Origin of the sequence: Blautia faecis (genome assembly GCF_027662325.1) — a bacterium.
Classification (GTDB): Bacteria; Bacillota; Clostridia; order Lachnospirales; family Lachnospiraceae; genus Blautia_A; species Blautia_A faecis.
This window is the reverse complement of record NZ_JAQDKY010000027.1, coordinates 44,156-58,593: the sequence shown is the minus strand read 5'-3', so window position 1 is coordinate 58,593 and position 14,438 is coordinate 44,156. Positions and strand designations below refer to the sequence as shown.

Below are 14,438 nucleotides of genomic sequence, written 5' to 3'. Positions count from 1 at the left end.
AAACGTTAAAACGTAAGATAGGAAGACATCGATTTAGTCTGTGAGAGCAGACAAAGATCAACAATGAGAATCAAAAGACCGCATCACCTACGCTAGGGTGATGAGCGAAATAAAGGTCAAGCAATAAGGGCACAGGGCGGATGCCTTGGCACTAAGAGCCGAAGAAAGACGTGATAAGCTGCGATAAGCTTCGGGGAGGAGCAAATATCCTTTGATCCGGAGATCTCTGAATGGGGAAACCCGGCAGAGCACACCTCTGTCATCCATACGCCAATCCATAACGTATGGAAGGGAACCCGGGGAACTGAAACATCTAAGTACCCGGAGGAAAAGAAAGAAAACTCGATTCTGCAAGTAGCGGCGAGCGAACGCGGAAGAGCCTAAACCGGAATGCGTGCATTCCGGGGTTACGGACTGCATTTAAGATTCTCGGAAGCTAACAGAACGGTTTTGGGAAAGCCGGCCGAAGAGGGTGAAAGCCCCGTATGTGAAAGCAGATGAGACTGAGCAGGATCCAGAGTACCACGAGACACGAGAAACCTTGTGGGAAGTCAGGGGGACCACCCCCTAAGGCTAAATACTACTTAGTGACCGATAGCGCATAGTACTGTGAAGGAAAGGTGAAAAGGACCCCGGGAGGGGAGTGAAAGAGAACCTGAAACCCTGTGTCTACAAGCTGTGGGAGCACCTTATGCGTGCAACCGCGTACTTTTTGTAGAACGGTCCGGCGAGTTACGCTTACTGGCAAGGTTAAGTCCTTAAGGGACGGAGCCGTAGGGAAACCAAGTCTTAACAGGGCCTTAAGTCAGTAGGAGTAGACCCGAAACCGGGTGATCTACCCATGTCCAGGATGAAGCTGCCGTAAGAGGCAGTGGAGGTCCGGACCCACATCCGTTGAAAAGGGTGGGGATGAGGTGTGGGTAGGGGAGAAATTCCAATCGAACCCGGAGATAGCTGGTTCTCCTCGAAATAGCTTTAGGGCTAGCCTCGGTCATGAGTCTTGTGGAGGTAGAGCACTGAATTTCCTAGGGGGCGTCAAAGCCTACCGAAGAATATCAAACTCCGAATGCCATGTAGACAGGACCGGGAGTCAGACTGCACGAGATAAGTTGGGCAGTCAAAAGGGAAAGAGCCCAGACCTTCAGTTAAGGTCCCAAAGTGTACGTTAAGTGGAAAAGGATGTGGGGTCTCGAAGACAACCAGGATGTTGGCTCAGAAGCAGCCATTCATTCAAAGAGTGCGTAATAGCTCACTGGTCGAGAGGCCCTGCGCCGAAAATGTCCGGGGCTGAAACGTACCACCGAAACTAAGGGATCCGCAAGGATCGGTAGAGGAGCATTGCATGCGGAACGAAGCAGTACCGTAAGGAGCTGTGGACTGCATGGAAGAGAGAATGCCGGAATGAGTAGCGAGATAAAGGTGGGAATCCTTTAGGCCGAATATCCAAGGTTTCCAGGGTAAAGCTGATCTGCCCTGGGTAAGTCGGGGCCTAAGGCGAGGACGAGAGTCGTAGCCGATGGACAACAGGTGGAGATTCCTGTACTGCGGTATGACAGAACTGTGGGGACACGTAAGGAAAGCGGAAGCCGGGAATGGAAAGCCCGGTGCAAGCGGGGTACCAGTCACTCAGGCAAATCCGGGTGGCAATGGGAAGCTGTGATGCGGAGCGAAATACAAGTAGTGAAGTCCGTGAGCCATGCGTCAAGAAAAGCCGCTATTGTTTATACCGTACCCGTACCGTAAACCGACACAGGTGGATGAGGAGAGAATCCTAAGGCCGGCGGAAGAAGCATTGTCAAGGAACTCGGCAAAATGACCCCGTAACTTCGGGAGAAGGGGTGCCACTGAGAAGTGGCCGCAGAGAATAGGCTCAAGCAACTGTTTAGCAAAAACACAGGTCTATGCGAAACCGAAAGGTGAGGTATATGGGCTGACGCCTGCCCGGTGCTGGAAGGTTAAGAGGAGAGGTTAGCGGAAACGCGAAGCTTTGAATTTAAGCCCCAGTAAACGGCGGCCGTAACTATAACGGTCCTAAGGTAGCGAAATTCCTTGTCGGGTAAGTTCCGACCCGCACGAAAGGCGTAATGATTTGAGCGCTGTCTCGACAATGCATCCGGTGAAATTGAAGTACCAGTGAAGATGCTGGTTACCTGCGCCAGGACGGAAAGACCCCATGGAGCTTTACTCCAGTTTGGTACTGGGGTCCGGTATTGCATGTACAGGATAGGTGGGAGGCTAGGAAGCAGTAACGCCAGTTGCTGCGGAGCCGCTGTTGGGATACCACCCTTGCAGTACTGGGCTTCTAACCAGCCGCCGTGAACCGGCGGTGGGACAATGCCAGACGGGGAGTTTGACTGGGGCGGTCGCCTCCGAAAGGGTATCGGAGGCGCCCAAAGGTTCCCTCAGAATGGACGGAAACCATTCGAAGAGTGCAAAGGCAGAAGGGAGCTTGACTGCGACACCGACGGGTGGAGCAGGTACGAAAGTAGGGCTTAGTGATCCGGTGGTATTAAGTGGGAATGCCATCGCTCAACGGATAAAAGCTACCCTGGGGATAACAGGCTTATCACTCCCAAGAGTTCACATCGACGGAGTGGTTTGGCACCTCGATGTCGGCTCATCGCATCCTGGGGCTGTAGTAGGTCCCAAGGGTTGGGCTGTTCGCCCATTAAAGCGGTACGCGAGCTGGGTTCAGAACGTCGTGAGACAGTTCGGTCCCTATCCGGCGTGGGCGTAGGATATCTGAGAGGAGCTGTCCTTAGTACGAGAGGACCGGGATGGACGGACCGCTGGTGTACCGGTTAGACTGCCAAGTCTACGGCCGGGTAGCCAAGTCCGGAAGGGATAAACGCTGAAGGCATCTAAGCGTGAAGCCCCCCTCAAGATGAGATGTCCCATTCGAAAGAAGTAAACCCCCTTGAAGACGACGAGGTAGATAGGGCAGGGGTGGAAGTGTTGTATGTAGTTTTGAAGGTACAGTAAATGAGACGGTAACCATTTGGTTATCGTTTTTTTATTTGCTGAAACTATACTGCTGTGTTATCATGTTTATATAAAAAATATCTGTTTAGGAAGGAAGGGCATATGGGAAATCCTAATATTCCAGTAGGTATCTCTGATTTTAAAGAGATACGTGAGAATAATAACTATTATATTGATAAAAGCGGTTTCATATCTGAACTCCTAACCGATGGTGCAGCGAAAGTAACATTGATTACCAGACCGAGACGATTTGGGAAAACATTGGGCATGAGCATGCTCTACTATTTCTTTAATGTTCGAAATGAGAGTCAGAAATTATTCGAAGGGCTTGAAATTTCAAGAAATCACGAGCTTTGTGAAAAATGGTTGAATAAGTGGCCTACTATTTTTTTGACATTTAAAGATATAGATGGACTTGATTTTGCAAGTGCGTATGACCAGCTGGTATTTACCATCTCTGATTTGTATCAGAAATACAGTTTTTTGCTGGAAAGCGAAGAAATTGATGAAGAAGATCGTAAGCGCTTTAAACTTCTGAAATCTGGTGAGGGAAGCAAAATTTTGGTTATCAGATCTCTTAGTCTGCTTATGCGTCTGCTCGAGAATTATTACCATAAGCAGATGATTTTGCTTATAGATGAATATGACGTTCCTATAGCAAAAGCCAGCAGCAAAGGATATTACCAGCAAATGCTGGAAATTATCAGAGGTATGATGAGTACTGCATTAAAAGATAATACTTCATTGAAATTTGCTGTTATCACAGGCTGTTTGCAGATTGCAAAAGAGAGCATTTTTACAGGGACAAATAACTTTGTTACAGATACGATTGCAAATACCGGATTCAATGAATATTTCGGATTTACCCAGCAGGAGGTCAACAAAATCCTGGAAGATACAGGGACAGTGCAGTATGCAAAGCAGATGAAGGAATGGTACGATGGATATCATATGGGAGAAATTGATGTGTACTGCCCGTGGGATGTTATGAATTATTTGCGGGAACTTCAGAGAAATCCCAAAGCGCAGCCAGTCAGTTATTGGAAAAATACCAGTGACAACGCAATTATCCGCTCTTTCATCGATTTTGCAGGCAATAGCATTACGGACAAAATGGAAACATTGCTTTCTGGTAGATATATTCTTCAGGATATTGATGAGAACCTGACTTATGATTATTTGCATTCATCCGAAAGTAATCTTTGGAGTATTCTTTACATGACTGGTTATCTGACAGAAGCGCGGATTTCAGAAGGGAAAACTGCATTTTCACCGGATACCAAAGCATTAAAGATACCAAATGCGGAAATAAGAGAAATTTTTGAAACTACGGTAATGAAATGGTTTGCTGACAGTGTGAAAAAATGGAATCGAACAGCGATTTTTCAGGCTCTCTGGAATCAAAAACCAGAAATTATAACTAGAGAAATGAATCTATTGCTGTGGAATACCATCAGTTATCATGATTATAAAGAAGACTTCTATCATGCGTTTCTCACAGGCATTTTTATGAGAGCTGGTGAACAGATTGAATCGAACAAAGAGCATGGATTGGGAAGACCAGATCTTGTGATTATTGATAAAGTCAATGGAAAGGTAGCGATTTTCGAAGTAAAATATTCGCAAAGCATGAAACAGTTAAATAAAGATTGTGATAAAGCACTGGCGCAGATGAAAGAGAGAAAGTATGCAGAGGATTATAAGGACAGGTATAAAGATATCTTTTGTTATGGAATCTCATTTTATAAAAAGGAATGTCTGGTGAAAATGCTGGAGTCTTAGAACCTGTTTAAACACGCTCTGGAAAAGGTGAGGAAGCATTCCCTCACCTTTTTCCAAGTTCCCAGAAAGCCACAGCACTTGCGGCAGCTACATTCAGGGAATCCACTTCATGGGACATGGGGATTTTTACGGTGTAATCGCAGCCGGTGATGGTTGCATCCACCAGTCCGTCTCCTTCAGCTCCAAGGATAATCGCCAGTTTTTCTTCGGCTTGAAGGGCTGGGGCGTCAATGCTGATGGAATCGTTCCGAAGAGCCATTGCTACAGTTTTAAATCCGAGAGAGCGAAGCTGCTCCATTCCAGCTTCCGGCCAGGACACTTTTTTATGAAAATAAGTCCATGGAATCTGAAAAACAGTACCCATACTTACCCGGGTGGCTCTGCGGTAAAGAGGATCACAACAGCCTGGGGTGAGAAGAACCGCATCCATATGAAGCGCGGCAGCTGAACGAAAAATGGCTCCGATATTGGTTGGGTTCACTACATTTTCCAGAATGGCGATACGGCGGGCATTTTTGCAGATATCTTCCACAGAGGGAAGGTCCCGGCGAGTCATGGCACAAAGCATTCCACGGGTAAGTGCAAAGCCTGTAAGCTTTACAAGTACCTCATAATCTGCTGTATAAACCGGAATTCCCGGGAACTTTTGTAACAATTCTTTTCCTTCTTTTTCCAGATCCTTGTGTTGAACTAAAAAAGAAACCGGCTGATATCCGGCATTGGCCGCGCGTTGGATTACCTTTGGGCTTTCTGCGATAAAAAGTCCTGGTTTGGGCTCATAGAATCGTAGAAGCTGCACCTCCGGGATTCTGGCGTAAACATCCAGCTCCGGGGCAGTGAAATCTGTTATCTCAATTCGGTTACTCATTTCGTTTTCTCCTGTTTTTCAAGTGCTTTTTAAATGATACTTGTTTGATAAAGCATTTTATTATCAGCATTATTATAAGGGAAAGACAGGTAAATTGCGATTCTTTTTTCAGCATATTTCTGCAATCGACACGCTCTAGCCCGGGAAAGGAAACGATATGAGAAAAATTAGAATTTTAGGGACTGCTGTTATTACCCGCCAATTGATGGGGAAAAGGATGTCACGTTTAAAATCATCCAGAATGATCAGGCAGTTGAAACTCTTGACAGCCTTATGACGACACAGCAGTTCCGGTAATTTATGAGGGAACATCAGAGAGTGAGAAAAAGTTCACATTGCGAACCGGCTTATCAGTTCGCGCAGCGGCTCATGCGCAGACGATAACTATTTCCGGAATACTGGATTATCTGCGAATAAAAAGGTAATTTCCTATTGAAATAATAGGAATTAGAAGGTATAATCTTCTGTAGAGTGATTTTGCATTTGCAGAATCACAGAGCAGGAGGAATGAAGATGAGAATATCCACTAAGGGTAGATATGCAATAAAGTTAATGCTTGATCTGGCTACCAATGACAATGGAGAGCCGATCCGGCTGAAAGATGTAGCACGTAGACAGGAAATTTCCGAGAAATATCTGGAGCAGATCATTTCCGTATTAAATAAGGCTGGATATGTGAAGAGTGTCCGCGGACCACAGGGCGGTTACTCCCTGCAGCGAAGACCAGAAGAGTACACAGTAGGCATGATCCTCAGACTGACAGAAGGCTGTCTGTCACCGGTAGACTGTGTCGCACCAGACGGAGGCGGCTGCGAGAAAGGTGATGCATGCGTCACACGTATCCTCTGGAAGAAGATTGATGATGCTATCAATGAAGTGGTAGATAATATTACATTAGGAGATCTTCTTGACTGGCAGGCTGCAAGCGCAGATGATTATGTAATTTAATTGTAACTATTCAGAAGGCAGTATTCCGCCAGGTGTTTTTTGTGAACGTAGTTCACAGAAAATCCGAGAATTGCGGCTCGAAATCAAGCAAAGCATGATTTCAGTGCATCGCGGAGCGTGTAACTGTGAAGGTACTGAACAGTTACATTTAATTATAAAATGCATATTGAAAAGAAAAAAACATATGCTATAATGCCAATGGGCAAAGAGATGTGAAAAATCCATGTAGTTCAACTACAAACGAAAATCCCAGTGTTGCAGCACTGGGGTTTTCTATTCCCAATTTTTGATGGAATGTCCGCCGCATAAACACACCTGCCCTGCGTGAAGCGCTGTATGTAAAGTACGGTCTGGATCAGCCAGTAGCTGTCCAGTTTGTGAACTACGCAAAAAATATGTTAAAAGGTGATCTTGGTGTCAGCTACAATATTTCCAAGAACACTCCTATTTCCCAGATGATTCAGACAAGACTTCCAATTTCTATTGGAATCGGAGGACTTGCCGTTATCATCGGAGCGATAGTAGGACTGCTACTGGGACTATTGGCAGCCCTGAAACATAACACCATATGGGATTCGCTGGCCACGGTCATATCGGTAATCGGTGTGTCGGTGCCGTCTTACGTATTTGCTCTTGCTCTTAGCTACAGCCTTGGTTTCCGCCTCCAGTGGTTCCCGATGCTGTACAAAGCGAACAATGCAGGCATATCCAGTGTACTTCCAAGCATTGCTCTTTCCATGTTTACCATTGGAGAGTTTGAGAAATTTAAGAGTATGCCGAGACTGGAATATTAATTGCAAAACAGCAGCAGAAGTAAACAAATCGCTTACTCCTGCTGCTATTTTTATAGCTGCATATGATAAAAATCATCTCGCTTCCGGCTGTGGCTGAGCGGGGACTTCTGCGTCAGTGCACTTGGAATTCTGCGCCTGGAAGGTGATAGTCACTTTGAATAAATCCCCATCCAGGTAAAGCTGGAATTTGCCGCCCTGGAGCTCAGTAAGACTTTTGGCGATGCTAAGTCCAAGCCCGCTTCCCTCGGTGCCACGGGCTACGTCACCGCGGACGAAACGCTCGGTAAGTTCCTCGGCAGCGAAATTTAACGGCTGGGCGGAAATATTTTTCAGGGTGAAAACCACCTGACCGTGGGCGTTCATTACTTCCGCGTAAACCCGGGTGTCTTCCATGGCATATTTTGTTACATTTCCGAAAATATTTTCCAAAACACGCCACAGCCGCTGGCCATCCGCATAGATTACAGAAGGCTCATCTGGAAAATGTACTATCATGGTAAGATGGTGTTCTTCGAAACGCTCCTCGAACTCTCCGATTACCTGATGGAGCATTTCTACGAAATCAAGATTATTCATGTTCAGTGTCAGATTTCCGGTGCTGGCCTTGGAGGCTTCTACCACATCCTCTGTGAGTACCTTCAGCCGGGCTGCCTTGGCTTCCAGAATATCCAGATATTCCAGGACTTTCGGATCTGTAAAATTCTCACGTTTCAGAAGATCAACGTAGCTGATAATGGAAGTCAGCGGGGTCTTCAGATCGTGGGAAACGTTGGTGATCAGCTCGGTTTTCATTCGCTCATTTTTCACACTGTTTTCTACAGCTGCGTCAAGACCGCTTCCAATGTTATTAATATATTCTGCAATATGTTTATCATCGCCCCAAAGCCGTTCCAGAGGAATTTTATATTGCAGGTTTCCATTGGAAATTTCTCTCAGTCCTTTTATGATCTGTTCTCTGCTGCAGGCTTTTGTAATAACATATAGCAGTATCAAAAGATCAGCCAGACAGCTGAAGAAAAAGAACAGCTGCATGCTGCCAAGTAAGGGACCGCAGATTATATATTTGATGAAAAGAAAGCAAAGAAAAGCGAAGGTTGCTTTCAGTCTGGCAGCAGTGTTTCTGGAGTAGAGATCAGCAAGGGCGTGAAGCTTGTGACTGGCTGAATGAATCAGTCTGGAGGTCAGGACAAGAAGACGGCGCAGGATGCTGTTTTTCCAGAGCTGCTTTGCCTTGATCCGCCGTACCAGGCTAAGGTAGCCAATCTGGAACCAGAATAAAGTGTAAAGCCCCAGAATCATAAGCTTCAGCAATAGACTCACATCAAGGAGCGATGTGGCACGCAGTCGGTCAGTCTGATAGTCTGCAAAGGACAGGCATTGTAAAAGGAGTACCAGGACAGGAAACCATGCAAGCAGAATCAGTCCTGCAGAAAGCTCGGTTGGCCAGCGGTCAAAAAAGCAAAGGTGCAGCTTTTGGTCGCTGTTTTTTCTTCCGGCAATTGCTGTTAGCCATACAAACGCAGCCAGGAAAAGAAAGCCGCACAGCAGGAAGAAAAGAAATACCGGCTTCTGATATCTGGAATAGTTTTCAAAAAATGTTTTGTCAGTGGCAAAGGTATCGGAAACAGGAAATGCCTGATCCACATAGGCGGCAAAGATGAAATTGCTGTTTACTGCTGGCAGCAGGGAGTTTGCCACCTCCTTCCAGGAGTCGCAGGTAACATTGTTTCCGGGGAAAGTATTGTATTTCCTGAGCCCTGCCAGGTTGCTGGTAAATCCATCTGGTTGATATTGGATAAGAACATAGGAAATACCATTTATAGATTTTAAAAGATCTGTCAGTTTTGTGCAATAATCGATGGTGCCCCCCATATTGTCAGCTGTAGGATTTTCTATGGCTGAATCAGCGTGTGTTACACTGCGTTCCAAGGTATAGCCCAGCTGGGCTTTCAGCTTGCTGTTATTGGAAATAACCTGTCCGTCATCCTCGTTAATGTAAATGTAACTCATGTTGGAGTGACCCTGGGAATAATTTTTCAGAATCTGCTCCTGCTGGATATAAAAGTCAGTTCTGGAAAGAAGGCTGTAAAGAGATTCGAAAGCCTCATCTATGCGGTCGTTCCATTTGGCATTGGAATTTAGAACATCCAGAATGCTGTCTGCGCCTTGGGGCGGATAAGCCTCTGTTGGTTCATAATATCCATCATAGAGGGAGATGGAATCATAGAGCACTTTGCCGCCCCCGGATGTGATCTGAATGCCGGAAAGATCATCCATTACACCATATTGCATGTCGTCTTTGATGTCTTCGATAAGCTGTTTGAGATTTTCATCGTAGGATGCTATTTCAGTTGCAGAGTCACTGAATCCGTAATACTCCATATCCACAGAAAAATCCAGTTCTCCGCTGTCAATTTTTTCCAGAAAATCCTGAACATAATAATAATGCCGGGAAAGTGACTCGCCGGCAGAAGAAGCCTGGTGGCAGATCACAATGGGATTTCCACTGGAGGTATCAAAGTCCTGCGCCCATTTTTCCAGGTCTGAAACTGAATAGGCCAGACCGGAGGTGTTTTGAAAAGAGATTTCTTCATCGTTGGCAATTTCATTAAGATCAACTACTTGGGATGCAGATGTCTGATTTAAAGAAGCGTGAGCCTCAGATGAGGCATTTTTGTCAGATGACTGGGAAGCTTCATTTTGGGCAAGGCCTTTCCAGGATACGTTAGTATAGGGAAATGTAACAGAAATTCCGTACATCACGTCATAGGCTGCGTCGTAGAGGGTATTGGCAAATGCCGTGGAATCCAGATAATCTTTCCCGGAATCAGAAAGCCTCAGACCATGTGCCAAAGAGGTAATTAAAAATAAACCTGAGAAGATTACAGTTCCCAGAAAAATATATTGCAATAGGAGCAAAAGCCCTTTGATACCAGGGTTGCGGTGCCATTTTTTCTTTTCCATATGATTAATCCCTTTCTTGATAATGTGCTGCTTATCGTATTGGTAACGCCATTTGGCATATTCAATAGCGAATCTTTCAAATACTTTTAATCAAAGCTTTTCAATTTTATACCCAAGTCCCCAGACAACTTTTAAATACCTGGGCTCCTTGGGATTGATCTCAATCTTTTCCCGGATATGCCGGATATGCACGGCAATTGTGTTATCTGCCGCAATTGCTTCTTCATTCCAGATATTTTCATAAATTTGATTGATGGAAAATACCCGGCCCTGATTCTTTATGAGAAGAAGCAGAATATTATATTCAATTGGCGTAAGCTTCAGGGCTTCGCCATCCACCTGAACTTCTTTCTGATCGTCATTCACCGTCAGCCCGCCGGTTGTATAAATATGCTGACTTTCACAGGAAACCGCTGCACCCAGCTGGGTATATCTTCGAAGCTGGGAACGAACCCTGGCAATCAGCTCTAAAGGACTAAAGGGCTTGGTTACGTAATCGTCAGCTCCAACATTCAATCCAAGAATTTTATCTGCATCCTCGGACTTTGCTGAAAGAATAATAATAGGAAGAGAATGTTCCTCCCTGATTTTCAAAGTTGCCCTGATGCCATCCAGCTTCGGCATCATTACGTCGATGATCAACAGATCTACCTCATTTTTCTGTAAAACCAAAAGTGCCTGTTGTCCATCGTAAGCCTTTAGAATCTGGTGACCTTCCTGTTCCAGATAAATGCTGATGGCTTCTACAATATCTTTATCATCATCACATACAAGAATTGTTGCCATTTTCTTTTTCACCTCCCCTGTAATATATAAGGTATCAGACAAAATTTAAGATGAAAGGGGTAAAATCTTAAGATATTCTTATGAAAATATTGTACGTAAGCTTATGGATACACTGCACCGTATAAAAACGTACTTGTCCGATAAATATGAGTGTAAAAGAAAGCCACGCTAAATGCAACAATATTGTCGGCTTTTGTCAGCTTTTAGCTGCTCCACTCTTTTTTGAAAGTGAGCAATAGGGTCATCATACTGTTTTTCCAATTCATTCAGCCAGCCAATAGATTCTATTGTTTTCTGGCGGGAGCATTTCTTAGCTTTATTGTAATATGTGTCATTATGCCTAAAAAAAAACAGAAAAACTTTCGCGAGTTGACATGTTGCGTATTGAAAAGGAATAGCTTATAATATTTTTAATAGTTTTAATCTTTGGATTTACATTCAGAAATGGAAAAGGACGCGTATGAGACAGGAGAAGAGAACTGAGACAATTACATACATAGTAGATGAGTCATATCGAATTCAGTATATGAGTAAAGCACTGGCGAAACAGTTTTCGAATTTTGAGCCTGGCGAGATCTGTTATGAGAAGTTTCGGGGAAGAGAGAAGCCCTGTCGTAATTGCCCGTTGGCACATCCGAACCGGAAGACAGATTTATTCTATAATGAAGATCAGGGAAAATGGCTGAAAATCAATGCCGGAGAGGTCGAGTGGCCGGGAGCAAGGAACTGTCATGTGATTTTGGCAAAGGATATTTATGAGGAAGATATGGATAATCTTTGCCGTTTTGTAAATATGAAGAAGGAGATTATGGAGCGGAGAAACCCGGGCAAGACTGAGAAGAATAAGCTTACAGGCTTATTTGCCAGAAATCCTTTTTTTACACAGACAGAAACTTTTCTCAGAGTAAATGAAACTGCGGCAGGGAAATACTGTCTGGTAGCCATTGATATTGAACATTTTAAGCTTTTTAACGAATGGTATGGTCAGGTGGCAGGAGACAAGCTCCTGAGAGAAATCGGGGCGCATCTTAATAAAATGCGTCAGGAATTTGGCGGGATTGCCGGATATATGGGTGGGGATGACTTTGTAATTGTTCTTCCAAATGATGAAAAAGTTCTCGAAAATCTGAAATGCCGTATTACCGGATTTGTGCGTGCATACGGTGGACATACCGGATTCCTTCCTGCTTTTGGTTTTTATGTAATTGATGATATCAGTCTCAGTGCTTCACAGATGTATGACCGGGCAATTCTTGCGCAGGAGACAGTAAAGGGAAATTATGCTGTACGCTGTGCTTATTACAGCTCAGATATGAAGACACGCCTGGAGAATAATCATGTGCTCCTTGCTGAAGTGCAGGCCGGTCTGGAAAGAGATGAGTTTATCTACTATCTTCAGCCGAAATGTAATCTGAACACAGGTAAGATCGTCGGACTGGAATCTCTGGTGCGCTGGAAGCATCCTGAGAAGGGAATTGTGGCACCTGGATATTTTATTCCGGTTATGGAGAGTAACGGACTGATCACAGAACTGGACATGAAGGTGTGGGAGCAGGTTTGCCAGACGCTGCAGGACTGGATAAAAAGCGGACACAAGGTAATTCCTATTTCTGTCAATGTATCCAGTGTGGATATTTATGCAATTGATGTAGTAGAGCATTTTAAAAATCTGGTTCGCAAATATGGGCTTCCGCCGGAATATGTAGAGCTGGAGATTACAGAAAGTGCTTATGTAGAAGAATATAAGGTGATCACCGGTGTGGCAGAGGCACTGCGAAATGCAGGCTTTACCGTTCTGATGGATGATTTTGGAAGCGGATATTCTTCTTTGAATATGCTGAAGGATGTAAATGTAGACGTTCTGAAGATTGACATGAAGTTTCTGAAAATGGATGAGAATACCATGGACAAGGGAATGGGAATTCTTGAGGCTGTTACCAGAATGGCAAATATTATGGGACTTCGCATGATTGCAGAGGGAGTTGAGACGGAAGACCAGATCAACTATCTGCTGAATATGGGCTGTATTTATGGTCAGGGCTATTTCTTCTACAAGCCTCTTCCAGTCGAAGAAATAAAAATACTTCTCAATGACGAGAATAATGTGGATTACCGGGGGATTCAGGCACGAAAAATTGAGCATGTGCGTTTCAAGGATCTGTTTCAGTCTGAGCTGGCAAGTGACAGCATACTGAATAATATTCTTGGGCCAATTGCCATTTATGATGTATATTGTGACAATGTGGAATTGCTGCAGGTAAATGATAAATACTGTCTGCTGGTTGGACAGGATCCTGTGGATCTGGCAGAGAATGTTCAGGTCATGGAGGCAATACACCCGGAAGACAGGAAAAAAATGCAGAATATTTTCCAGCGGTCTTTCCAGAGACTGGCTGAAGGTGCAGAGGGAACTGTGCGCCGCAGAAGAGAAGACGGTCAGTATATATGGATAAATATCAAAGCATTTTTCCTGAGAGAACAGGATGGACATAAGATGTTTTATGGAGCTGTCCGGGACGTATCCGAAGAAATGAATCAGTTCCAGAAATTGATGATTTATCAAAACAAGGGAAATTAATGTAAATGCAAGGGCGCGTTGTCCTTGCATTTTAAATTGGTTTGTGGCATAATCTGTGATAATAACTTAACAAGCTGGAAACATAGCCGATTAGGCTTTTGTCCGGTTTCATTTCAAGATGACAGGTGAGAAAATGTCTGGTTTTACGAAAGAAATTATTATCAGGACTTTGTTTGAACTGCTTAATGAGAAACCTCTTGCGAAAATTACAGTGAAGGATATTGTGGAGCGCTGCGGTGTGAACCGGAATACTTTCTATTATCATTTCCGCGATATTTCTGATGTTGTGGAATCAGCTCTTCTTCGGGAAGTAGACAACGCTTTTGAACATCCGGTGGAAGTGGATTCTATGCTGGAATGCCTTGAGGTACTGGTGAAGCTGATCGGAGAGAACAAGAAGGCCATGCTCCATATTTACTGTTCCGTGCAGAGAGAAACATTTACCAGTGCACTGGATAAAATATGCCAGTATATTATAAAGCAGTATATCGTACATAATTTTGAAGAAGAAATTATGGAAAAAGAAGATATGAAGGTGCTCATACATTTTTATAAATGTGTAATGACTGGAGTGATTCTGGATTGGATGGATCACAGGATGTCTTATGATCTGACAGAATATGCAGAGAAGCTGCGTGAACTCTATGAAAATACTTTTGAGAAAACATTGGAAAAGGCGGCAGGAACCAAACCTGCTTATCTGAAAATCGTATAGGGAATTTGTAAATCTGCTTTT

At 44.3% G+C, this 14,438-nt stretch carries 8 protein-coding genes and 1 rRNA gene; 6 read left to right on the top strand and 3 right to left on the bottom strand.

The annotated features are described in order from the left end of the window. Window positions 1–113 precede the first annotated feature (113 nt). Window positions 114–3,007: ribosomal RNA gene (locus tag PGQ38_RS12825) — 23S ribosomal RNA — on the top strand. Between the two features lie 77 nt (window positions 3,008–3,084). Then, on the top strand, window positions 3,085–4,764 hold the full coding sequence (locus PGQ38_RS12820; RefSeq protein WP_270432020.1) for an AAA family ATPase: 1,680 nt from the start codon (window positions 3,085–3,087) through the stop codon (window positions 4,762–4,764). A 43-nt stretch (window positions 4,765–4,807) separates the two neighbouring features. Here PGQ38_RS12820 and PGQ38_RS12815 read toward each other — a convergent pair whose 3' ends face one another. Continuing rightward, window positions 4,808–5,632, bottom strand: a complete 825-nt coding sequence (locus PGQ38_RS12815; RefSeq protein WP_148460988.1) for a TrmH family RNA methyltransferase — start codon at window positions 5,630–5,632, stop codon at window positions 4,808–4,810. A gap of 513 nt (window positions 5,633–6,145) precedes the next feature. Here PGQ38_RS12815 and PGQ38_RS12810 point away from each other — a divergent pair. Together PGQ38_RS12810 and PGQ38_RS12805 are read left to right on the top strand one after the other, a co-directional pair. Next, window positions 6,146–6,580, top strand: coding sequence for an RrF2 family transcriptional regulator (locus PGQ38_RS12810; RefSeq protein ID WP_148460989.1), 435 nt, complete (start codon window positions 6,146–6,148; stop codon window positions 6,578–6,580). A gap of 377 nt (window positions 6,581–6,957) precedes the next feature. Then, window positions 6,958–7,374: an ABC transporter permease family protein gene (locus PGQ38_RS12805; RefSeq protein ID WP_270432017.1), complete on the top strand. Its 417-nt coding sequence runs from the start codon at window positions 6,958–6,960 to the stop codon at window positions 7,372–7,374. 72 nt (window positions 7,375–7,446) lie between these two features. Here the strand turns inward: PGQ38_RS12805 and PGQ38_RS12800 are convergent, their stop codons facing one another. Both PGQ38_RS12800 and PGQ38_RS12795 read right to left on the bottom strand, forming a co-directional pair. After that, window positions 7,447–10,338 (bottom strand): sensor histidine kinase, encoded by a 2,892-nt coding sequence (locus PGQ38_RS12800; RefSeq protein ID WP_270432014.1) that lies wholly within the window; start codon window positions 10,336–10,338, stop codon window positions 7,447–7,449. A 90-nt stretch (window positions 10,339–10,428) separates the two neighbouring features. Beyond that, window positions 10,429–11,124: a response regulator transcription factor gene (locus PGQ38_RS12795; protein ID WP_173717828.1), complete on the bottom strand. Its 696-nt coding sequence runs from the start codon at window positions 11,122–11,124 to the stop codon at window positions 10,429–10,431. Window positions 11,125–11,584: 460 nt separating this feature from the next. Here PGQ38_RS12795 and PGQ38_RS12790 point away from each other — a divergent pair, with 460 nt between their 5' ends. After that, window positions 11,585–13,702: an EAL domain-containing protein gene (locus PGQ38_RS12790; RefSeq protein ID WP_204452547.1), complete on the top strand. Its 2,118-nt coding sequence runs from the start codon at window positions 11,585–11,587 to the stop codon at window positions 13,700–13,702. Between the two features lie 133 nt (window positions 13,703–13,835). After that, window positions 13,836–14,417, top strand: a complete 582-nt coding sequence (locus PGQ38_RS12785) for a TetR/AcrR family transcriptional regulator (RefSeq protein ID WP_270432012.1) — start codon at window positions 13,836–13,838, stop codon at window positions 14,415–14,417. Window positions 14,418–14,438 lie beyond the last annotated feature (21 nt).